This is a genomic window from Paenibacillus sp. J5 (genome assembly GCF_054955055.1).
In genome coordinates, this window is record NZ_JBUEDD010000001.1 from 387,262 (window position 1) to 406,884 (window position 19,623).

General features: G+C 38.3%; 22 protein-coding genes and 1 pseudogene. 1 reads left to right on the top strand and 22 read right to left on the bottom strand.

Translation table 11 applies throughout. The features are described 5' to 3' along the window. Positions 1-70: 70 nt before the first annotated feature. From ACY1JZ_RS01470 to ACY1JZ_RS01550, 17 genes and pseudogenes are all read right to left on the bottom strand, one after another. Entirely contained in the window at positions 71-553 is a 483-nt protein-coding gene (locus tag ACY1JZ_RS01470; protein ID WP_462627755.1) for an NUDIX domain-containing protein, read from the bottom strand. Positions 554-1,212: 659 nt separating this feature from the next. Then, on the bottom strand, positions 1,213-1,755 hold the full coding sequence (locus ACY1JZ_RS01475) for a GNAT family N-acetyltransferase (RefSeq protein WP_462627756.1): 543 nt from the start codon (positions 1,753-1,755) through the stop codon (positions 1,213-1,215). 215 nt (positions 1,756-1,970) lie between these two features. Beyond that, entirely contained in the window at positions 1,971-2,444 is a 474-nt protein-coding gene (locus tag ACY1JZ_RS01480) for a GNAT family N-acetyltransferase (protein ID WP_462627757.1), read from the bottom strand. Between the two features lie 197 nt (positions 2,445-2,641). After that, positions 2,642-3,172, bottom strand: a complete 531-nt coding sequence (locus ACY1JZ_RS01485) for a hypothetical protein (protein ID WP_462627758.1) — start codon at positions 3,170-3,172, stop codon at positions 2,642-2,644. An 88-nt stretch (positions 3,173-3,260) separates the two neighbouring features. Next, positions 3,261-3,746, bottom strand: coding sequence for an NUDIX hydrolase (locus ACY1JZ_RS01490; RefSeq protein WP_270168605.1), 486 nt, complete (start codon positions 3,744-3,746; stop codon positions 3,261-3,263). Positions 3,747-3,965: 219 nt separating this feature from the next. Next, entirely contained in the window at positions 3,966-4,343 is a 378-nt protein-coding gene (locus tag ACY1JZ_RS01495) for a VOC family protein (protein WP_462627759.1), read from the bottom strand. 259 nt (positions 4,344-4,602) lie between these two features. After that, a complete protein-coding gene (locus ACY1JZ_RS01500) occupies positions 4,603-5,064 on the bottom strand; it encodes a hypothetical protein (RefSeq protein WP_462627760.1) in 462 nt (153 codons plus the stop codon). Positions 5,065-5,204: 140 nt separating this feature from the next. Then, on the bottom strand, positions 5,205-5,663 hold the full coding sequence (locus ACY1JZ_RS01505) for a GyrI-like domain-containing protein (RefSeq protein ID WP_462627761.1): 459 nt from the start codon (positions 5,661-5,663) through the stop codon (positions 5,205-5,207). Between the two features lie 255 nt (positions 5,664-5,918). Further along, complete coding sequence (locus ACY1JZ_RS01510) at positions 5,919-6,875, bottom strand: DUF2971 domain-containing protein (RefSeq protein WP_462627762.1); 957 nt, start codon at positions 6,873-6,875, stop codon at positions 5,919-5,921. A gap of 1,040 nt (positions 6,876-7,915) precedes the next feature. Continuing rightward, entirely contained in the window at positions 7,916-8,770 is an 855-nt protein-coding gene (locus ACY1JZ_RS01515; RefSeq protein ID WP_462627763.1) for a DUF2971 domain-containing protein, read from the bottom strand. 221 nt (positions 8,771-8,991) lie between these two features. Beyond that, positions 8,992-9,429: pseudogene (locus ACY1JZ_RS01520) on the bottom strand (DUF4279 domain-containing protein). A gap of 251 nt (positions 9,430-9,680) precedes the next feature. Next, positions 9,681-10,604 (bottom strand): restriction endonuclease, encoded by a 924-nt coding sequence (locus tag ACY1JZ_RS01525; RefSeq protein WP_462627765.1) that lies wholly within the window; start codon positions 10,602-10,604, stop codon positions 9,681-9,683. Between the two features lie 177 nt (positions 10,605-10,781). After that, on the bottom strand, positions 10,782-11,507 hold the full coding sequence (locus ACY1JZ_RS01530; RefSeq protein ID WP_462627766.1) for a hypothetical protein: 726 nt from the start codon (positions 11,505-11,507) through the stop codon (positions 10,782-10,784). Positions 11,508-11,727: 220 nt separating this feature from the next. Next, positions 11,728-12,456, bottom strand: coding sequence for a DUF6602 domain-containing protein (locus tag ACY1JZ_RS01535; RefSeq protein ID WP_462627767.1), 729 nt, complete (start codon positions 12,454-12,456; stop codon positions 11,728-11,730). Between the two features lie 236 nt (positions 12,457-12,692). Beyond that, positions 12,693-13,619: a hypothetical protein gene (locus ACY1JZ_RS01540; protein ID WP_462627768.1), complete on the bottom strand. Its 927-nt coding sequence runs from the start codon at positions 13,617-13,619 to the stop codon at positions 12,693-12,695. 157 nt (positions 13,620-13,776) lie between these two features. Continuing rightward, positions 13,777-14,550, bottom strand: coding sequence for a hypothetical protein (locus ACY1JZ_RS01545; RefSeq protein WP_462627769.1), 774 nt, complete (start codon positions 14,548-14,550; stop codon positions 13,777-13,779). Positions 14,551-14,802: 252 nt separating this feature from the next. Next, on the bottom strand, positions 14,803-15,024 hold the full coding sequence (locus ACY1JZ_RS01550) for a hypothetical protein (protein WP_462627770.1): 222 nt from the start codon (positions 15,022-15,024) through the stop codon (positions 14,803-14,805). A 144-nt stretch (positions 15,025-15,168) separates the two neighbouring features. Between ACY1JZ_RS01550 and ACY1JZ_RS01555 the strand changes: the two genes are divergently transcribed. After that, positions 15,169-15,342 (top strand): Arc family DNA-binding protein, encoded by a 174-nt coding sequence (locus tag ACY1JZ_RS01555; RefSeq protein WP_462627771.1) that lies wholly within the window; start codon positions 15,169-15,171, stop codon positions 15,340-15,342. A 165-nt stretch (positions 15,343-15,507) separates the two neighbouring features. Here the strand turns inward: ACY1JZ_RS01555 and ACY1JZ_RS01560 are convergent, their stop codons facing one another. The 5 genes from ACY1JZ_RS01560 to istA form a co-directional block, all read right to left on the bottom strand. Then, on the bottom strand, positions 15,508-15,996 hold the full coding sequence (locus ACY1JZ_RS01560) for a hypothetical protein (RefSeq protein ID WP_462627772.1): 489 nt from the start codon (positions 15,994-15,996) through the stop codon (positions 15,508-15,510). 209 nt (positions 15,997-16,205) lie between these two features. Further along, the gene (locus tag ACY1JZ_RS01565; RefSeq protein WP_270168580.1) at positions 16,206-16,583 is read right to left on the bottom strand and encodes a retropepsin-like aspartic protease; all 378 of its coding nucleotides are present in this window, start codon (positions 16,581-16,583) and stop codon (positions 16,206-16,208) included. A 1-nt stretch (position 16,584) separates the two neighbouring features. Further along, positions 16,585-16,827 carry a hypothetical protein gene (locus tag ACY1JZ_RS01570; RefSeq protein ID WP_270168579.1) on the bottom strand — a complete coding sequence of 81 codons (243 nt, stop codon included), beginning with the start codon at positions 16,825-16,827 and terminating at the stop codon, positions 16,585-16,587. Between the two features lie 528 nt (positions 16,828-17,355). Then, complete coding sequence (istB, locus tag ACY1JZ_RS01575; RefSeq protein WP_462627773.1) at positions 17,356-18,081, bottom strand: IS21-like element helper ATPase IstB; 726 nt, start codon at positions 18,079-18,081, stop codon at positions 17,356-17,358. A 2-nt stretch (positions 18,082-18,083) separates the two neighbouring features. Beyond that, positions 18,084-19,571 carry an IS21 family transposase gene (istA, locus tag ACY1JZ_RS01580; protein WP_462627774.1) on the bottom strand — a complete coding sequence of 496 codons (1,488 nt, stop codon included), beginning with the start codon at positions 19,569-19,571 and terminating at the stop codon, positions 18,084-18,086. Positions 19,572-19,623 lie beyond the last annotated feature (52 nt).

Below are 19,623 nucleotides of genomic sequence, written 5' to 3' on the forward strand. Positions count from 1 at the left end.
ACTTCGGCCGGACCAAGGAACGATAGCGACGGAGCGTGAATACGGTGTTATCAGATGCTGGGGCCTTGCTTCAAAATACTTGTCTTTCTAGTTGATGATCTTCTATTAATTCTATATTTCTCTTGGTTTCTACATACGCTTTAATTTCTTTCTTAATGTTTGGAAATAGTAAAATTGAATCTAACTCATCTATCGGAACCCACTTTACGGCGGATTGATGCGGGTCTGGTCTGTTAGGTAACTTAGGAATTGAATTCTCTTTTAATTTGCATTCAAATATAAGATGCAATCCATGAGGTTCTTGATTACTATATTCTCCTGATTGATTATGGGGTGCCATTTCATATGTTAGGGCAAGTGATCCTACAGTAACTTTAGCAGTCGTTTCTTCTAGAACTTCTCTGGCAACTCCTTCTTTAATTGTTTCCCCTGGTTCCAGACCACCGCCAGGAAGGTTATAATGAATACCATTGTCTTCATATTCAACGAGCAACACGCACTCTTTCTCTATAATCAATCCTGTACATCTAACCCTAACGTGTGACAAGAGCAAACCCTTCTTTCTTGTGGTTTTGTATGTATTGCTCTTTATAGACCTTACCCCAATTTCTGATAACGTGTTGTGTTCACGACGCCCGGCGAATGCCGGGTGTGTCTAGCTGATTCCATTTCCCTGCCTACAACCTCTACCAGACCGAGGAGCGAAGCGACGATGCTTGAACATGGTGTTACGAGAAGTTATATTTTCCTCCTGTTATCGCCTATAAAAAAATCTGCAATTTCATTGCAGACGCTTTAACACTAGTTGAGTAAATCTTGCAGTTTAGCAACTCTCGTGTTGCATCTTCATCCTTCAACGGACCTATTAACGCTACTTCCTCTATGATTTCCTTATCATCCATTTTAATCGAGTCTATAATCTCAAACTTTACAAATTAGTCTGGATATATTTTTTGAACTTCTTTCCATTTTACATTTGATCCCTCTCAAACGTTTTTGTTTATTATATCATTTTTTAGGTTTTAATTCCTCAAATAGAATTTTTCCTAATATTCTTGTCCGACGGACTTAGACAGTGCAGGGTTGTCCGCTGCTTCCTCTTCACCGAAATACCTCTGCCCGACCGAGGGCCGGGGCCTCGATGGGTTAATATGGTGTTATGCGTATTTCCTGACTGCATGAGTAGCCTGCAAGATCCTATTTCACTTTCATTTATGATTTCACTCTTCCCATTACTATAGTGTTATAATAGCCGTCTGAAAGTATTTTATCGTTTTTCAATGTACCCTCAATCTCAAAACCAAAAAATTCATATAACTCTATAGCTTTTGAATTTGTTTCTAGAACATTCAGTTGTATTTTCTTTATTCCAGTAGAATCTGCCCAGGATATTGATTCTTTTAAAAGGTTCTTACCGATACTATAACCCCAATAGTTTTTTAATATGCACACTCCAAATTCCACTTTATGCATCGTTCTCTTCAAGTCATTCCCCTCACAACGTGAAAATCCAACAATTCGTCCATCAACTTCAGCAACTAAAAATAGCCTTCTTGGGTGTTCATCATCTACTTTGATAATATGTTCAAATCCTAATTGATCTACGAAAGCCTCTCCTCGTTCCCTATCCATATTTTCTGTTTCACCATCTATTTGCAATCTCACTTCGGATAGATTTGTTGCATCTGTGAGAGCTGCCGATCTAATAGAGTACCTTAATCCTTTGATATTAAATTCTCGTTTACTAATTCTCATGGCAATCCCCATTCAGCTATAAATTTGTCATGACTTTAATATGATTGGTTTTACAGGAATTACGCCTAACGTTTCTTGCATTCACGAACCTCCGAAGGAGGTTGTCAGCAGCACTGGCTTCATCGAACATCACTACTGCGAACCGAGGGGCGTTGAACCCCGATGAGTGAATACACTGTTAGCTGAAGTTGTCGGCAACTTTGGTTAACCCACACTTACTTTAAAGATTTTGTCCATTTCTCTTCCATTATCTCTTGGTTTGATAAATAGGATTTTTTAATTTCTTTGAGTTCAAAACTATGTCTTTCATATATCTTACGTGCAGCTATGAGATTGCTGTTTGTCCAGAGTATTATTTGTTTGTAGTATTTCAAACAATGCCTTATAGCTATATCCATTAAAGCATTTCCATACCCCATGCCTCGTATTTGGGGCTCTATTAAAAACCACCTGAGTTGTGCCAAGTCATTCCCCGCATCGACAATACCTATTGAACCTTGACGGATTCCTTTTATATCGACTAACCATATGTGTTCCTTCTCGCTGTTTACTCCCTCTGTGAACTGTGTTAAAGACTGAGTAATAAAATTTTCAAAAGAATAATCATAGCCATACTCTTGCTTGTATATCCTCCAATGGGATTCAATTATGTACTTTAGATCATCGTTATTATCAATTGGCCGAATCAACAATCTCATCTCCTTTCTCAATTCTGACAATTTCAGCTAACGTGTTGTGTTCACGACGCCCGGCTAATGCCGGGGGTGTCTGGCTGGATCCGCTCCCTGCCTACAACTTCTTGCATTCAAGGGCTGCATGGCCCGAAGCATGAGTATTATGTTAGATGATTGTTACCATCTTCTATGAAATACCTTCAACCCTTAATTCAGCTTCCATTATTGCAAAGTATACATCCATGGCAATTTAAATAGATATCATGTTTTTCGCATTTAGGGTAGCCTCTTGGGATTGTAGGGTTATCATCACCCTCTTCAATTTCTGTCCATTCTATATAATTGTCCATGTCAACATCTTCTTTATTAAATGCTTTAATCATTAAGCCAAACTGATTCAAACAATTAACAACCCAATCTTGACGTGGTTTATAGCTTAATTTCTCCCACCCTAATCCATCTACTGCATTTGAAATAGTATCTAATATAAAATCTTTCTCACTTTCAAAGGATTCTATAGTCCAAGGCATTTCATCAATATCAAAACCAACTGTTCCTATTCCAACTACAGACTGATCCCTTTGTGCTAGCCAAATAATCATTTCTTTTTCTCGATTCGTTTTAGCTAGTATTGATCCACTTATAGCTAAAACTTCAATAAACACTGAAGTTAATCCATTTGACATACCTATAGGTTCAACTATATCATTTAATTCTTTTGGTAATGAAATTGTGTTTGCCATGCTTTCCTCCAATACTTTGCTACCTAGTTTATATGGTAATTTCATCTAACGTCTTGTGTTCACGAGCCCGAAAGGCTTAAGTTCGACTTCAAAATCCTTGATATTTTAGATAATATTTTATTCCCGCTCGATCCACATCTGAGAAGTCTGTTGGGTTCTTCAAAAACAGTTCATTTAACTCCTTAATATTAATCCATTGAATATCTACTGTTTCATCTCCAGCTTCTAATAGCTCTCCACTTGCTCTACATCTAAAATAATATCCTACTGAATCAACTGGTCCTTTTATGGTTTGATAGGCTGCAAACGGTCTTAAACATTCCACTTCAAATTCAGAATTAATTCCTTTTGTATCTACTCTTGTTTCATTTCCTTCAATTTCAAAAACATCTAATCCCGTTTCTTCTTTGACTTCTCTAATAACCGCTTGCGTCAAAGATTCAAAAAGATCGATTCTCCCACCTGGGAGTTCAAATTTTAATGAAGAATCATGTTTTGCTCTTCTTTGAATTACAATCTCAATTTCTTCATTATTATATCGTTCAATGATGGCTCTTGAGTTTACAAAGAACATTCTATCAGTCCCTTATATTGAAATTTATGATCTTCAAAATAGCACTTCACCAGATTTCACATAACGATCTTTGTATATTTACGACGCCCGGCGAATACAGGGTGTTTTCCTCAGCAACCACCTCTTCGAAGCCACTTCTGGTATCGAGGGCGGTTAGCCCGTGAATATGATGTTATAGGATGCCATTGTCGTCTTGGAGATGCTTACAATCCGCATTTCTTAAGACTCTTCATGTACTACAATCATATTTCCGGTTGGATCAAAAAAACGGAAGAACTTACGTCCTTCTTCGTCAATAACGGGTAAGCCATTCCCTTCATAATCAGATCCAGATTCTTTAATTGAAGCAATTACCCGATCTATGTTTTCTACTTCTATACCTATTGTCGGGAATGACTTTCCATTAACGGTAAATGTATTTGTCGTTTTATCATCCGTCTTCCATAGATTTATATTAGGTCCTTCGTTCAATTCAATAATTGCAAACACTCCAAAATCAGCCGCAAGTGTACCGCCCAAACAATTAACATACCAATAAATTGAATCTTCCAAATTATTTACAGGGACTTGAACATGACTGATAAATCTCTTCATCATTTTTGACTCTCCTCTTGGGTTTAATGATCTTACACCGGTTTCACAATAACATCTTGGTATTCACCAACCCTCACTGGCTTAAGCGCGTAAGCGCGGGTCCGACGGACTTAGCCAGTGCAGGGTTGTCCGGCTGACTCCGCTTCCCTGCTACTGAGTTTTCTTCATCGAAGCCACTTCATACTTCCGCCGGATGGAGGAGCAATAGCGACGCAGCGTGAATACGGTGTTATCGGATGTCGTCGACCTCTTTAAACAACCCTCAAAAGGCCTTTAATATCTTGTTTTCAATTTCATATTCATTCTTATCTTTTTTCATATATACTAAGCAAATATTATAATTACTCATGATAATGGGGGGAATAGATTGTCCATTAAAATTATTATGAATTTTTGTTTTATCCTCTTTCAATTTCTCATTACTTTTATATTCGTATATATATATCTTGTCTCCACTATTCCCAATTTCATATCCCGCTTGATTCACAGCTATTCTACTAATCATACTGTAAGGAATATCCATCTTCAACAATGTCAATTCTTGATATTGAATATTCTCCTTTATATCTTCCAGTGTCATTAATTCATAATCATCATTTTTGCTGCCACATGCAGTTAGCAAAATAACTAAACTGAGAATAATCAAAATCTTAAATTGTTTATTTTTCAATTCTTTCATCCTTTCAACGATTTCTGATAACGTTCCTGTATTCGCGATGTCCATCCCCCTTAGATAGCGCTTATCTTAGGGGATGGATGTGTCCGGCTGCTCCCACTTCCTCGAAACGCCTCTGCCGGACCGAGAGCCGGATGGCCCGAAGCACGAAAATAGTGTTATCAGATGTTACTGCCTCCTTGAGTAACTTACCTATTTTTTGGTAGTATAGGTATATAAATATCGGCATTATTAAAATGCTGTTCTTCTCCAAATCTAAACACTTCTAACGCTAAAGATCTTATGTTATTTTCAAGTCCATGTTCTTTTAAGTATTCTTGGCTCATTGCATATGGATCTTGATCTGATGATCTCACCTTAATATATCTTTGACTTGGCACATAGAATCCAATCATTCCATTAGGGATTTCATCAATTCCTTTCACCTCCATACAGTAAATATATGTAAACAAAATATCATTAGCAAAATGAGGGCAAACGTATTCTTGTTCATTAATAATTCCTTTAATTTCATTCCTTCGCTCAAGAAAGAATTGGTTTGCTTCTTTCATACTTATTGGATCAAATCTTTGAAATACATTAGTTACTGGAACCCCAATAAAATGCTTTGCTTCTAAAGAAACAATTTCGATTTGATAAGTATTCATCGCAAACACTCCTCACTTTTTTGATATCTGGATTGCAGTTATTTCCGATAACGTTCCTGCATTCGCGAACCCTCACCGACTTAAGTGACCATAAGGAACGGCCGCGGCGCGGTTAGTCGGTGCAGGGTTGTCTGCCTGATCCTACTCCCCGAAAATCCCTCCGGCAGACCAAGGGGCGGATGCCCCGCAGCGTGAATGCTGTGTTAACTGATGCCCCTAACTTCTTGAGTCTGCTCTAACATTGTTATTACTGAACTATCTATATGTGCTTTTAGATTTAATAATATTTATATCTGGGTCATATCCATAGTAAGCTAACAATTGATAAATATCTCCTTCTTGTAATTCTGATTTGGGTCCTATAATTATTTCGTTTATAATATTTTGCTCATAGCTTTTAAAAGATAGGTCAAAGAATGAAACAATTTTATTCCGTAATGCTCTAAATTGTAAGCCATTTGGAAATAGAGTTGCGATTTTACCACTTAATGCTGATTTCTCTTCAACTCCATCATACCAATCTTCCCAGTTAATGTATTTGTCAATTTCATCGTTAAAAACGATTCTCCACTCTGCTTCTTCCTTGAATGCTGGATTTTTAAATCTAATAGATTCTTGTATAAATATTTTTGAAGATAGCTCATGAAATACATCAACTGCATAAGTATCATTAGAAAAGAGTTTTTTTGTATCACTCGTTTCAATTGCATGCAACATGCTTTCTATTATATCTATTGAATGTTTTTTAATTTGAGCTAAAGCATTTTCATTATTCTTCTCATCAGGGTATTCAATTTGAAATAATTCAATACTCTCTTCTTTGCCAATAAGTTTAGTTAAAGACTGATAATTAAAGCCAATAGATATTCCATATCCATCATCAGCATAACCTCTCCATTGACTCAATTTATCACCTTCTTCCGAAAAACAAGCTCCATAAAAGAGAGCTTCGTTTCTTTCAAGCATTCTTTCTTTAATTGATTTGATGATCAACTTTAAAGTATCTATTTCATCTAATCCATAAATCAGTTTCCCTTTAAAAAAAGGATCTTCTTTATATCTCTGCATTATTTCACCTTCAATGTACTCCACTAGCCATTTTGTCTCTTTATAATCATTAGACTTAGAAATATCTGATAATCTTATTGTTTTATTTTTAATGATATTCAAAAAAGTTTCGTTACTACAATAATGGTATAACGACGTTTCCATTAACATTCACCTCATCAATTTTATTTTTATAAATCATCAATTATTAGATCGTCCACTTTAAGTTTTCACTCATTTAAAGAATTTGTATTGGGCTTATTTTTAGGGGTTTCAGTTAACGTTTTTGTGTCACTAATCCTCACCGACTCAAGTGACCATGAACGGCCGCGGCACGGTTAGTCGGTACAGGGTTGTCTGCCTGTTCCAGCTTCCTCGATATTTCCTCGGGTAGACCAAGGGGCGTAAGCCCCGCAGCGTGAATACGGTGTTAGGTGAAGTACGGACAGACTATGCCCTCAAAAAATTCATTCTAACATCAGTTCCATAGGTTCTTTACAATGTTTATAGCCATTACGTTCGTAAAATTCAATACTCCTTTCGCTTGGCCAAACTATTATAAATTCATATTTATTAATCTTTTACCATACTTCAATTCCCTTAAATAAATGTATCTTAATTCTATTAAACCTATACTCTGGTAATGTATAAACATTAGTCATGAAAGTAAATAGGTTCGTCTTCCTTCCTGGTCTTGGCACCTTAAATATTAGTTCTATATAAATATGTGATAAGATTTGACCGTCAAAATCAGCAACCCAAATAAACCATTTATTATTATTGATAGCCTCTTTCAGAAATGACATGCACTCTAAGTAAAAATCATTATATTGGTCTTCTTCAATCTTGTTCTTATTATATTCATTTGTGAAATCCCATCTCATCCTAATGAGCTGGTCAAAATCATTATTATTAGCAAGTCGAATAATCATATGAATCACCTTATCTATGGATTCTAAATTTATTGTTAAAATGATTTTTAATTATAAGTTCTTAGCATTTCACCTAACGTTTTGTGTTTACGACGAACGCCGGGTATGCCTGACTGAATCAACTCCCCTGCCTATAACTTCTACCAGACCGAGGAGCGTTGGCGACGATGCTTGAACATGGTGTTATATGACGTACCCTGCTTTCTGGGTTACATTCACTATTTATTTTCATTTATATTTCACAAAGTCAAATATTAATGTCGATACGGTGTTTTATCTATAAGAACTTTCAGATTTTGTAATAGAAATTGGTTTACTTACACTGTATGGAGTATCTCCATAATATCCATATACAGATAAAATATCTCTTATATCTATTGTAGATATTTTTGATTTTGGCCCAATCCATATTTCTTTGATAATATCTTGTTTTATTTGTGAAAAATCCATTTCTAAATACGATATGATTTTCCCTTCCCCATATCTATATTGTGCTTTGGAAAACTCAATTCCTTCGAAATCTCTCAATATTTTCTCCGCGCCCGAACTAGATTTTAAAATCATTCTCCACTCTTTTTCTTCTTTGAAGCTCGGGTTCTTGTATTGAGCGAATTCTAACCTGTAATTACTATTCAATTCTAAAGCTACATGACGGATTTCTTTTACTTCCATATTTTTAATATTTTCTTTAACAATACGATTTATGAACTTGTCTTGATTTTCGTAGATAACTCTATCAAATTTAAGATTATATGGGGCTAAGCCATTAACAGCTTGTAAGTGTTTTTTTGAAAAACCGATGGCAATACCACTTCCATCTTGAGCATAACCTCTCCATTGACTAAGAGAATCTTTGCTTTCCGAAAAACAAGCAGCATAAATAATCATGTTATCTTCAATGTTGTTGTTTATTTGATAACCAGAGTTCCAGGCTTTTAAGTAATCGAAATTTTTTTCCATAAGATAATTTTCTATTCGTTTTTTCACCGAGTCTCTAAGCCATACGCATTCTTTCGAATCATTAGATTTGAGCACGTCCGATAACCAAATTCTAGAGTTTTTAATTATATTAAAAAAAGCTTCTCCTCCACAGTAATGATAAAGTATGTCATCTTTCTTATTTTCCATAAACAAAGCTCCTTTTATATTTTGGGTATGTCATATAACGTTCTTGCATTCACGAACCCTCACTGGCTTAAGTGACCATCGGGAACGGCCGCGGCGCGGTTAGTCGGTGCAGGGTTGTCTGCCTGATCCTGCTTCCTCGATAATTCTTCCGGCAGATCAAGGGGCTGATGCCCCGCAGCGTGAATGCGATGTTATGAGATGTCTCCGCCTTTTCTTTATTCTCAATTATAAGGGTTGGCATAAAGATCCAAATGAATTTCAGCATTTATATTATTTGCAAACTCAATAAGTTCTTTCTTCATTATTAATGCGGGGGTATAGCCTTCATTCATCTTAATTACAATCATTATCATACATTTCAAATCATATCGCCTGCATATTTCAACTAGCCTCTCTTCTCTGCCTTTCAGTCGCTTTATTACTTTATTCATCTGTATTTCACTATCTAATGAATCTTCGTAGTCTGTACCATATTCCCATACGGTTTCTTTCCTACTAGCTGTTACTGTCCTAATCACTTTAGGAGTAGATGTTCATTCTATAATTGTTCCTTTTTTATGTGAATGCGTTGGATTTAAGTTCAACTCTTGTGATATAGTATCAACCGGAAACTGGTCTCCATATAGTATGAAGGTTACTTTTACTTTCGTTTTCTCCAGTTGGACTCACCCTCATTTAGATTTTTATAGTTCTTGGGAGATTTCTCATAACGTTCTTGCATTCACGAACCCTCACTGGCTTAAGGGGCGTTAGCCCCGAGTCCGACGGACTTAGCCAGTGCAGGGTTGTCTGCTGATTCCACTTCCTCGAAAATCCTCTGCAGACCAAGGGCCGTTAGGCTCGCCGCGTGAATACGGTGTTAGCTGAAGTACCTGTCTTCTTTGAAGACACTTAAGAGTTATTTCATAATTTATTTTTTTGGGTTTTTGATAATGTTATCGAGCCGTTCATCCCAATCGCTTCCTAAGTGTGCATTCAAAAGTAAATTCATGTATTCATAGTTAATTATCGTAATTCTTTGATCAATATTTTTAAGGGCAGCATTGGCATAGCCAGTACAGAAAATTACCCCGCGATTGATCTTGTCATTAGTTACGGTATAGGCAAATGACTTTACATGATTATTATTTAATTCTGTTGTTTTGTATAACTTACATTCGATATAAACGCGTTCTTCCCCATCAGGTCTTTTAATTGAAGCAATTATATCTTTTCCGCCATCCCTTGTAGCAGGTGTCAATATAGTCTTGTAACCCATTTTTGTATATAAGGATTCAATTAACCATTCAAACTCAATTGGTTTTAATTTCATTAAATTTCTTTTGGGTTTATCTAAGTGAATAAATCTAGCAAAAATAATATCTACACACTGACTAATCCCAATTATTCTGTCATCTGGGAGGTTTGGTTGTGAGTAAGCATACCCTTCCAATGCAACAATAGCTTGATGAGGTGAGTATGGTAGTAATTCTAAGACCCAAGTCAGACCCTCCCATGCATCGTTACCGGCTTCTATTCTTTTATACAGTTCATTTGATTCCATACCTACTAACATTTTTTGATAATAAGGATCCAATGAATCGGATTCCTTCAAAGCACAATATACCTTATATTGTTCAAGATCAGTGTTTCTGTGTACCGGGACTAATAAACATCGTAATAATGCTTTTACTTCGCTAACAGTTCTATCTTTTATTGAATCAATATATTCATTTAGCCATTCCACATATGGAATCCTTAATTGTGGATACACTGGTTCTCCTCTTTTAATTAAATCAAACCATTCTTCAAAGTTGATAAAATTTTCACTATAGTAATCTTGTAAAAGTTCCATTTTTTTCTTCCTTTCGTTTTTTTATGTTTACAGGTTTTTCAGCTAAAATTCGTGTGTTCACGACGCCCGGCGAACGCCGGGTGTGTCTGGCTGAATCCACTCCCCTACCTACAACTTCTACCAGACCGAGGAGCGTCAGCGACGATGCTTGAACATGGTGTTATGTGAAGTTCTCCTTCACTGACTAACTCTCAGTTTGTTTTCCAAATAATTACTACTACCAATACATTGTATTTGATACATAATTAAATGAATTCTAAAGAGGTAAGCAAATTCATTGTAATCTTCAATGCTTACCACAAAGCTATCTTTCATTCCTTCAATTTTCCAAGAAACTTCAAAAGCTATCTGCTTAACATCATAAACAATTCCTATATAACCAAGTTCTTTCTTTTGTGTTTCAATATCTTCATAAATAACCAAATTCAACCCAGTATGCCATTCCAGTAAACTTATCGCTATCTCTAATGATCTTACTAATGCTTGTACTAGTTCAAAATACAATTCAATTTCAATTACTTTAGGAACCTCATACAAGTGTTCCATCTTATTTCGAATTGTGTTCAATTTGCTTAATGATCTTGAGCTAAATAATCCTATTTCTTCTATAAATTTTAACTTTGTCTCGAATTTCAAGTTCCTTTTTGAAATGTAATTATATAGATTGACCATTGAAAAGAAAGTATCGATCTGACAATCCATAGCTCGCTTCAGGTTTGAAATACAATTTATCAGTGCTGAGGTAGAACCCTCAATCAAGGCCTCTTCTGCAAAACTCAAATAATCTCTTGCATACAATTCGAATTTGGGCAAGTTTAATAAATTACCTGAGCCACCATCATGGATTATGTTTTTATAATATTTAAGCACGATCATTTCAAATTTTTCTATTTTCTCTTTCATTTTTTGATCTCCTGTTTTAGAGAATTTCACATAACGTTCCTGTATTCACGACCCGACGCATGTCGGGTGTCCGGCGAATGCCGGACCCAGGGCGTATGCCCGCAGCGTGAATATTATGTTATACGACGGAATGGCATCGCTGAGCATCTAGCAAATGTTCTAATCCACAACTCTAAAATAGGCTTTTATAATATACATTCAGTCTTATTAATCCTCGATTTTACATGGAGTCAAGAGCTTTACTATAAAGATCAATGTCCATAGCCGGTACTGTTCCTAGATTTTGTAACTGTACAAACAACTTGACAAAAAAGAAGATCAGCGATTCTTCTCGTACACCAACATCAATTGTTCCATCTGGTTTCAGTAAAAATGATCCACTTTCTAATGCACAACCAATATTTAATTTCTGCAATGCACTCAGTTCTTCTATTACTTTTTTGAAAGGATCTCCAAAAGATGGTTTCCATTCTGAAGATGTTGTAATTATTCCAGCAACAATATCAAAAATGGGTCTAGGCTGAAAGACTCCTCCTGCATGTACGATGGGTACAGAAGTACGTTTCAGTCTACGAACCGACTCCGCTTTTTTAGCCGCGTATAATACATGTTCTTTGTTCAAGACTTGTTTTATTTCAAAAACTGCATATACACTCTCGGCAGGTATATATTTAATACCATCCGTACAGAATACGAAGGGAGAATATTGTTGGTCGTAAATAACCATGTCAATTTGATCACTACGTTCACCAGTGTTATCTACAACAAAAGCTGTATCTACACTATATCGGTTTGGTAAATACGTTTTAAAGAAGTCAATCCAATTGCTTTCTGTTGCATTTCCCTTCGTAGGATCATGAGTTACGTTCTTACGTATTTTATTTAGCTTTGCAATCATTTCATCTTGCATATCAAAGAAAAGTTCTTTCATATTCACTCTATTAGTCATTATAGAATCTCCTTAAATTATAAGTATCTTCATTCTGTCGTATAACGTTCCTGTATTCACGACGCCGAGAGGCTTAAGGCAGTGAAGCTGCCGGGTCCGACAGGACTTAGCCTCGCAGGTGTGTACGCCTGATCCCGCTTCCCAGAAATCCATCTGGCGTACCTAGGGATCGTAGGCTCCGAAGCGTGAATATTTTGTTATAAGATGTCTCCGCCTTCTTGAATCAACTTACAATATCAATTCGATTTTATATGTGGATATTTTTGCTTTTGAACCTCACTGCCTATTAGGTGATAAGTAAAATTTGATTCTTCATTTAAATTATCTAACACATAATAAATTAAAAATTTATGTAAATTCTCCTTTTTGCACAATTCGACGCCAGCTACGTTTAATTTATTACTAGCACTAATTGGATTGAAGCAAACGTTATGCCCCATTTTATTTGCAATAGAGGGGTAAACCCACCCATCCTGTGTTCCATCATTTAATGTGTAACACTCTTTAATTAGATTAGAAGATATCTTATATAATTCCTTCTCTTGATCCGATACTTCTTTCGTGAAGATATTCTTAAAAAAAAGTGTTAACAACTTTGTTTTTTCATTTTCTGTTTCAGATAAATAGCTGCTATCCTGATGAAATCCTACGATAGTTGCATATACATCCTCGATCGCTTCGTAGGTTATTAAAACAAAAGACTCCTTCTCCTTGACTTTCGCTTCCTCAATGGCAATGTTGGGGCTTCCGGCTGCTGTGTATAATAGAGATTCAGCAGGATAATTGAGCCTGCCATAATCTGTTATACATTCTTCAGGGGGATTCCAAAAATCTCTCCAACACTCGGTTTCTTTGGGTGGAATTATTATGTCGTTGTTTTCAATTCTTCTAACACGAAAGAATTTTGATCCCTTTTTATAGAGATACACCCAAGTCGGGATGTTATAATAACTCTGCCGAGTAATTGGATTATAAAAAGTCATTACTTCTCTGATTGATTGTCTAATTTGCATGTCTTCAAGAGAATCAACTCTTTTAGACTCGAAATATTTCCATTTCTCCAGAAATGATTCCTTTTGAAATCCAAGTAAATACAATTTATTAAAGATTATCGCTTCGTCAGACTCAGATGCGAAATAATGTCTGGTATCTTGAGTATCCATAATACCTCCTTAATATATCTTTTGTACTAATGCGGATATTTCTTATAACGTTACTGTATTCACGACCCGGCGCATGCCGGGTGTCCGACGAATGTCGGACCAAGGGCGTATGCCCGCAGCGTGAATATTATGTTAGACGATGTAACAGTCTTCTCGATTAATCTATATTTTTAATGTTTTCTTCATAATCTTTCATTATTTCATCTTTGCTTCGATAGTCACCTGGTAAGTAAAGATGTACTGGTAATTTAGGGAATCGCAAGAAAATGGTTTCAAATTCATTATATCCGTATCTTGAAAAATGAGTTATCTCTACCAATCTTGGATCAGGTGGATCAGAATTTAATGTCATGACGTAACCTACAGGTGGAAAAGCTATCTCGCTCATTATTGTGAATTTTCCGTCAGAAGATCCTAATCCAGTTATTCCTGTTTGCCTCATTCTTGATCCTGTCATCAAATAAGCAAAAATTCTAATCTTCGGCTCTAGATACTTATGCTCAGGATTCAGAACAAATCTTACTAAGTCAGGATTCCCTTTAGCGAACCTTTCCCCATTAGCCGAAAAAAACATAGTTATGATCTGTTTAAGAACTCTGCTCGGAAATATATGAAATGGGTAATAAATTGATCCCTTTCCGTCCGATTTATCATGTAAAATCAGAGATTGATAAGTCCAATCAATAAAAGCATTTCCATACCAAGCACCTGTGTCATTATTACAGCTTGCACATAACGTATATGCTCCAGCACCTTTTTGCTGGATTTTGCCCTTAATTTCTTCATACGGTCCTTTAGTCATAAACTTTTCAAAAATTGCTTTAATGACTGGCTTATCATTAAATGCCCCTCTTGGTGGAACATGTTCAAACGTTAACGGTCCCTCTATGCCACATATATGGCATATTCCGTTGATCGTTTTTCTTCCCATAGTTTCTCCTCACTTGTTATGTCGTCTAACGTGTTGTGTTCACGACGCCCGGCGAATGCCGGGTGTGTCTGGCTGAATACGCTCCCCTGCCTACAACTTCTATCAGACCGAGGAGCGTCAGCGACGATGCTTGAACATGGTGTTATCTGATGCCGGTTTCTTCTTTAAATTCTCCCACAAAATGCTCTTCTACATGATTTTTTATAATTGAATTTCTATAATTTAGGCCATCCAGCAATCCTTGTCTATACATCATTTCTTCTCAAAGGCGGACTGATAATTTACTCTATCTTCATAGTCCAATAGCTGTTGTCTACTTGTTTTCGTTATTCCCTTTAATACTTCTTCCAACGAGCTTCTTTTCTTCTTTACAAGTTCCTTATAATATATATTCTTCTTTAAAATCACTCGCCCAATCTCTTCCGTCCTCTGTTCTACAAAACCATTAAAATAACGATCTAGCCCTTGAAGCATTTTATCCCCTCCACATGGTGACATCACTTAGATTTCACTTCTCTCACTCATTCTATAAACAATTCATAGTGATGTCAATATGAATGTATTCTTTATGATTGCTAAGTGATAATATAGTGGTATCACCAAAAAGGAGAGAATGTTGTGGCTACCAATAAGAGGGTTTTCACTTTACGTTTAGAAGATTCCAACTTTCAAAAAATTAAATCTATTGCAGATAAAAATAAACGCTCCATCGCTATGCAAATTGAATATCTCATTGAGCAGCATATTCATGAGTTCGAGAAGGAACATGGCCCTATCTCTACAGATCATTAGTTTGTTGCTCCACCGGTTTCAGATAACGTTTTGTGTTCACGACGCCCGGCGAACGCCGGGTGTGTCTGGCTGAATCCGCTCCCCTGCCTATAACTTCTTCCAGACCGAGGAGCGTCAGCGACGATGCTTGAACATGGTGTTATCTGCTGTTCCTAGCTTCGTTGATTAATATGTCAAAATGTCTTTCTCTAACCAATTATTATTACTTCCATCTCTTGAAAGTAGCCATACATTTTTATAATTATTTGATCTAAATATTAAATCCTTTACTCTTAATAAATCACTCATTCCAAAAATTGGAGAGGCATTTCTTATCAATAATGAAACTGGATATTCAACTTCGTACTTTGATAACTTTGATTCCTTTTGATCTAATAACTTATTTAGTGTTTCTACCAATTCATTAATGGTTTCAATACCATGAAACATATTTTTTGATCTTCCTAACAGCATTTTAGCTTCTTCAGAATCATAATATAAGTGTGCTACTTCAAGCCCTAATAATTCACCTGTTACATTTCTCAAGACGAAATCTGGACATTCTCTTCTTTCAAATAATTCATAGTGATTAGGGTGCTTACTATTATATATTTTTATAAATATTTCTATTGCAGCGCTTTCTAAAGCGATTTTCTCATCGTTATGCCTTCTCATTTTAATCCCTACTTTATAGTTACTTTAAGGAATTGCAGATAACGTTTTGTGTTCACGACGCCCGGCGAACCCCGGGTGTGTCTGGCTGAATCCGCTCCCCTGCCTATAACTTCTTCCAGACCGAGGAGCGTCAGCGACGATGCTTGAACATGGTGTTAGGAGAAGTTCTATTTTCCTCCTGTTATCACCTATAAAAAAAATCTGCAATTTCATTGCAGACGCTTTAACACTAGGTTGAGTAAATCAATATTGAATCTCCCTTTAAGCAGGAGATCTAAACCTAACAACCCATTTATATTATACCTAAAAGCAGTAAAATCTATTTCAACATCTTCTACCCAGTAGTCCCCTATTTTTATTACATCTATTTTTTTTATAAATGCGTGCTCCTCACCGCCAATTCCATAGCTTGTTATAAAGTGATCTTCTTTAGTTGCTCTGATGTCAATTTCATCTACAGCATCTTGTGATATTAAAGTATGACTTGCCCCCGTATCAATGACAATATCTTTGATTAACTTGCTCTGTCCTTTATACTGTATTGTTAATTCTGTGAATAGAAGACCATCTCTATGTTCAATTTGCATTTTATAAATATCTCCTCAAGCCTATATGTTTTCTAATGATGACTTCTACCTTTTCTTTGGATGTGTGGTAGACCATTGTCCGATCCTTGCAGTTTAGCAACTCTCGTGTTGCATCTTCATCCTTCAACGGACCTATTAACGCTACTTCCTCTATGATTTCTTTATCATCCATTTCAATCGAGTCTATAATCTCAAACTTTACAAATTGGTCTGGATATATTTTTTGAACTTCTTTCCATTTCACGTTTGATCCCTCCCAAACGTTTTTGTTTATTATATCATTTTTTAGGTTTTAATGCCTTAAATAGAATTTCTCCTAACGTTCTTGCATTCACGAACCCGAGAGGCTTAAGCTGCCGCGGCGATCATGCCAAGCAATCGCCAAGCCGGGTCGACAGACTTAGCCTCGCAGGGTTGTCTGCTTGATTCTACTTCCTCGAAATTCCTCCAGCAGACCAAGGGACGACCGTCCCGAAGCGTGAATGTGGTGTTATGCGTCGCTTCCGTCTTCTTTGAATTACTTCAAACATAAGTGCCGTTGGCTGTTGCCTCCTCGATTCTTCGTCCCGGCATAACTTTTATATTGTTTTAAATTCGTTTTTTCGATTTAGGAAGTTACGCATAACGTTCCAAGAATTAGCGAACCCGAAAGGCTTAAGTGCAGCGCATGCGGAACGGGTCGTAGACTTAGCCTTGCAGGGTTTGTTTTTTGCAAGCGAAAAATGCTTAAATGTGCTGCGAAAAATGCCGAGACCGCTTGCCAGCTAAATCGTCACTGCGGTATACGTTCCATCGCTTGCTTGAGCCGAAAGCTATCGCCCGTGAATGAAAGGATGTGTGCGTGATGGACAAGGCGATCGACCAAAGCAGACGTCAGCTTTGTGTCTCCAAAAATGGATGTCCACTGACCGAACTCCAGATTGGAGGTGACGATCACGCTCTGTTGTTCGTAGCAGTCAGCAATCACATTAAACAATAATTCGGAGCCCGTTTGGTTAAACGGCACATAACCCACTTCATCCAAAATAATCAGATCCATCTTCTTTAGCTTCTCACGAAAGCGGCTGAGCATGCCCACTGCAAACTTCTCTTGCAGTAACGACACTAAATCGGAAGCTCGGAAGAATGGAACGGCATGTCCTCTCCTGCAGGCCTCTACGCCAAGCGCAGTTGCCATATGCGTCTTGCCTGTCCCAACTGCTCCCATGAGTAGCAGGTTTTCGCGCTGCGTCAACCATCTCATGTCGAGCAACGTCTCAAGCGTACAACCGGCGGGAAATGAAATGTGCTCGCATACGTAACCCTCAAAGGTTTTCAAGTGCGGGAATCCAGCCTGTTGCACGAGTTTCCCTAGCCGGGCCCGCCTGCGTCCTTCACGTTCCGCCAGCAGCAATTGCTCGACAAGCGTTTGCGTCTGCTCGTTCTGTTGCTGCGCCACATACTCGACGACATGCGCCAAGCGAAGCTGTCTACATAGGTCTGCCAGTTCCGGCTTCATCGTCAGTACACTCCCATCAGTCGATCATAGTGCTGCAGCGACGCCGTTGCTTGGGTACCTGGGGGAGAGAGTGTCTCGTTCCACGCTACCGGTATGTCGCGGTTCACTTTCACGAGTCCGAGTGCTGCTGTTAATTGTGCGACCGTAGCTTCGCCTTGTGCTTTCCGCAGCACTTCGGCGATCTGTGCGATGGAGTAGACGCCGCTCCAATGCAACAGCGCTTGCAACCGTTCCTTACGCAAGGTAAGATCAGCCACACGGACATAGACCTGTACCACCTCCGGCAGCATCTGGATGAACTGTGAATGGCCCACGCTACGCGGCTTTCGTAGCAAGTTAGTGAAAACTTGCGCCCACGGAACCTCAGCCGTTTTGCCAGTATAAGGACGCGGAACCTCCCGCACAAGCTCGTGCTCCTTCGTCAAGATCGTGACTCGGTTCCAGAAGACCTGAATCAACACTTCGCTGCCTGGCTGAACGAGACCTGCTAACGGGATGGAGGTGCCTTCAAAGCGAATCTCGCCATACTTGTTCACGACCGCTGCACCCAGTCGGAACGGTTCGAAGGCTTCTTCCGGCAAGGCCAAGAGCTGTGAGCGGTCGGCCTCCCATAATTCGGCGATGGGGACACCCTTGGCGTAGTGCTGTCGCTCGCGATCCTGTCGAGCTTGCTCAGCGAAATAAGTGCCCAATTGCTCATGGTTCTCGTATAGCGGAATCGGTACCGCCCAGTTGCGTTTGGCGTAGCCGCACTTGCTCTCCACATGTCCTTTCTCATGACCGCTGTACGGATTACAAAATACAGCCTCCATTCGGTAATGCGCGCAAAATCGTTGAAAGCCCTCTGTGAGCTGACGCTCACCATGCTTCTCGATGTGGACGACTGCAGCTGACAGATTGTCAAACCACATGCGCCGCGGAACGCCGCCCATCTGCTCGAAGCATTGCTTCATCCCTTCAAGAAAACATTCCTGGTTCTCGGCAGGCGTCGGATAGACAAATGCCGTATTGCTACAAGGAAAGGACACGACGAGTAGTTTGTACGTCATAAGCTGCTGTTCGTGACTAACCTGAATGGTGGTGAAATCTACTTGTGCTTCGCCCGGCGGATGCTCGAGCCGCTCATACGTCTTCGCGCGTTCCAGCGCCATTCGGCTCTTCTGTTGCTTGATGTAAGAGAGTACGGTTCGCTGGCCACCGGTAAACGAATACTCGGCTTGCAGGCGTTCGAAAATCCGAACACCGGTGTGCCGCTGCTTACGTGGAAGGAGTTGGTCTTCCTCTAACCAGGTATCCACGATCTCCATGTACGGTCCCATCACTGGGCTGCTGCTCTTACGTTTGCCTAATGGTTTGTTCCAATCGCTCTTGTCCGCATATCGCTTAGCTGTTCGCCAGTGAACGCCAACCTGTCTAGCGATGTCACTCACGGTAAAGCCTTCTGCTTCCCGTAGAAATTTGATATACTGTTGTTGAGGCATTTTCAGCATTCCTTTCCGTCTCCTTCGTCAAGTTGTCGCAAACCTAACGATAGGAGGATAG

Bases quoted from the DNA above. Each gene is read 5' to 3' on its own strand.
- ACY1JZ_RS01560 (WP_462627772.1), bottom strand. From the start codon at position 15,996: ATGAGAAGGCATAACGATGAGAAAATCGCTTTAGAAAGCGCTGCAATA.
- ACY1JZ_RS01530 (WP_462627766.1), bottom strand. From the start codon at position 11,507: ATGAAAGAGAAAATAGAAAAATTTGAAATGATCGTGCTTAAATATTAT.
- ACY1JZ_RS01505 (WP_462627761.1), bottom strand. From the start codon at position 5,663: ATGAATACTTATCAAATCGAAATTGTTTCTTTAGAAGCAAAGCATTTT.
- istA (WP_462627774.1), bottom strand. From the start codon at position 19,571: ATGCTGAAAATGCCTCAACAACAGTATATCAAATTTCTACGGGAAGCA.
- ACY1JZ_RS01565 (WP_270168580.1), bottom strand. From the start codon at position 16,583: ATGCAAATTGAACATAGAGATGGTCTTCTATTCACAGAATTAACAATA.
- ACY1JZ_RS01525 (WP_462627765.1), bottom strand. From the start codon at position 10,604: ATGGAACTTTTACAAGATTACTATAGTGAAAATTTTATCAACTTTGAA.
- istB (WP_462627773.1), bottom strand. From the start codon at position 18,081: ATGAAGCCGGAACTGGCAGACCTATGTAGACAGCTTCGCTTGGCGCAT.
- ACY1JZ_RS01545 (WP_462627769.1), bottom strand. From the start codon at position 14,550: ATGGGAAGAAAAACGATCAACGGAATATGCCATATATGTGGCATAGAG.
- ACY1JZ_RS01490 (WP_270168605.1), bottom strand. From the start codon at position 3,746: ATGTTCTTTGTAAACTCAAGAGCCATCATTGAACGATATAATAATGAA.
- ACY1JZ_RS01540 (WP_462627768.1), bottom strand. From the start codon at position 13,619: ATGGATACTCAAGATACCAGACATTATTTCGCATCTGAGTCTGACGAA.
- ACY1JZ_RS01485 (WP_462627758.1), bottom strand. From the start codon at position 3,172: ATGGCAAACACAATTTCATTACCAAAAGAATTAAATGATATAGTTGAA.
- ACY1JZ_RS01500 (WP_462627760.1), bottom strand. From the start codon at position 5,064: ATGGACATCGCGAATACAGGAACGTTATCAGAAATCGTTGAAAGGATG.
- ACY1JZ_RS01495 (WP_462627759.1), bottom strand. From the start codon at position 4,343: ATGATGAAGAGATTTATCAGTCATGTTCAAGTCCCTGTAAATAATTTG.
- ACY1JZ_RS01535 (WP_462627767.1), bottom strand. From the start codon at position 12,456: ATGACTAATAGAGTGAATATGAAAGAACTTTTCTTTGATATGCAAGAT.
- ACY1JZ_RS01475 (WP_462627756.1), bottom strand. From the start codon at position 1,755: ATGAGAATTAGTAAACGAGAATTTAATATCAAAGGATTAAGGTACTCT.
- ACY1JZ_RS01510 (WP_462627762.1), bottom strand. From the start codon at position 6,875: ATGGAAACGTCGTTATACCATTATTGTAGTAACGAAACTTTTTTGAAT.
- ACY1JZ_RS01515 (WP_462627763.1), bottom strand. From the start codon at position 8,770: ATGGAAAATAAGAAAGATGACATACTTTATCATTACTGTGGAGGAGAA.
- ACY1JZ_RS01550 (WP_462627770.1), bottom strand. From the start codon at position 15,024: ATGCTTCAAGGGCTAGATCGTTATTTTAATGGTTTTGTAGAACAGAGG.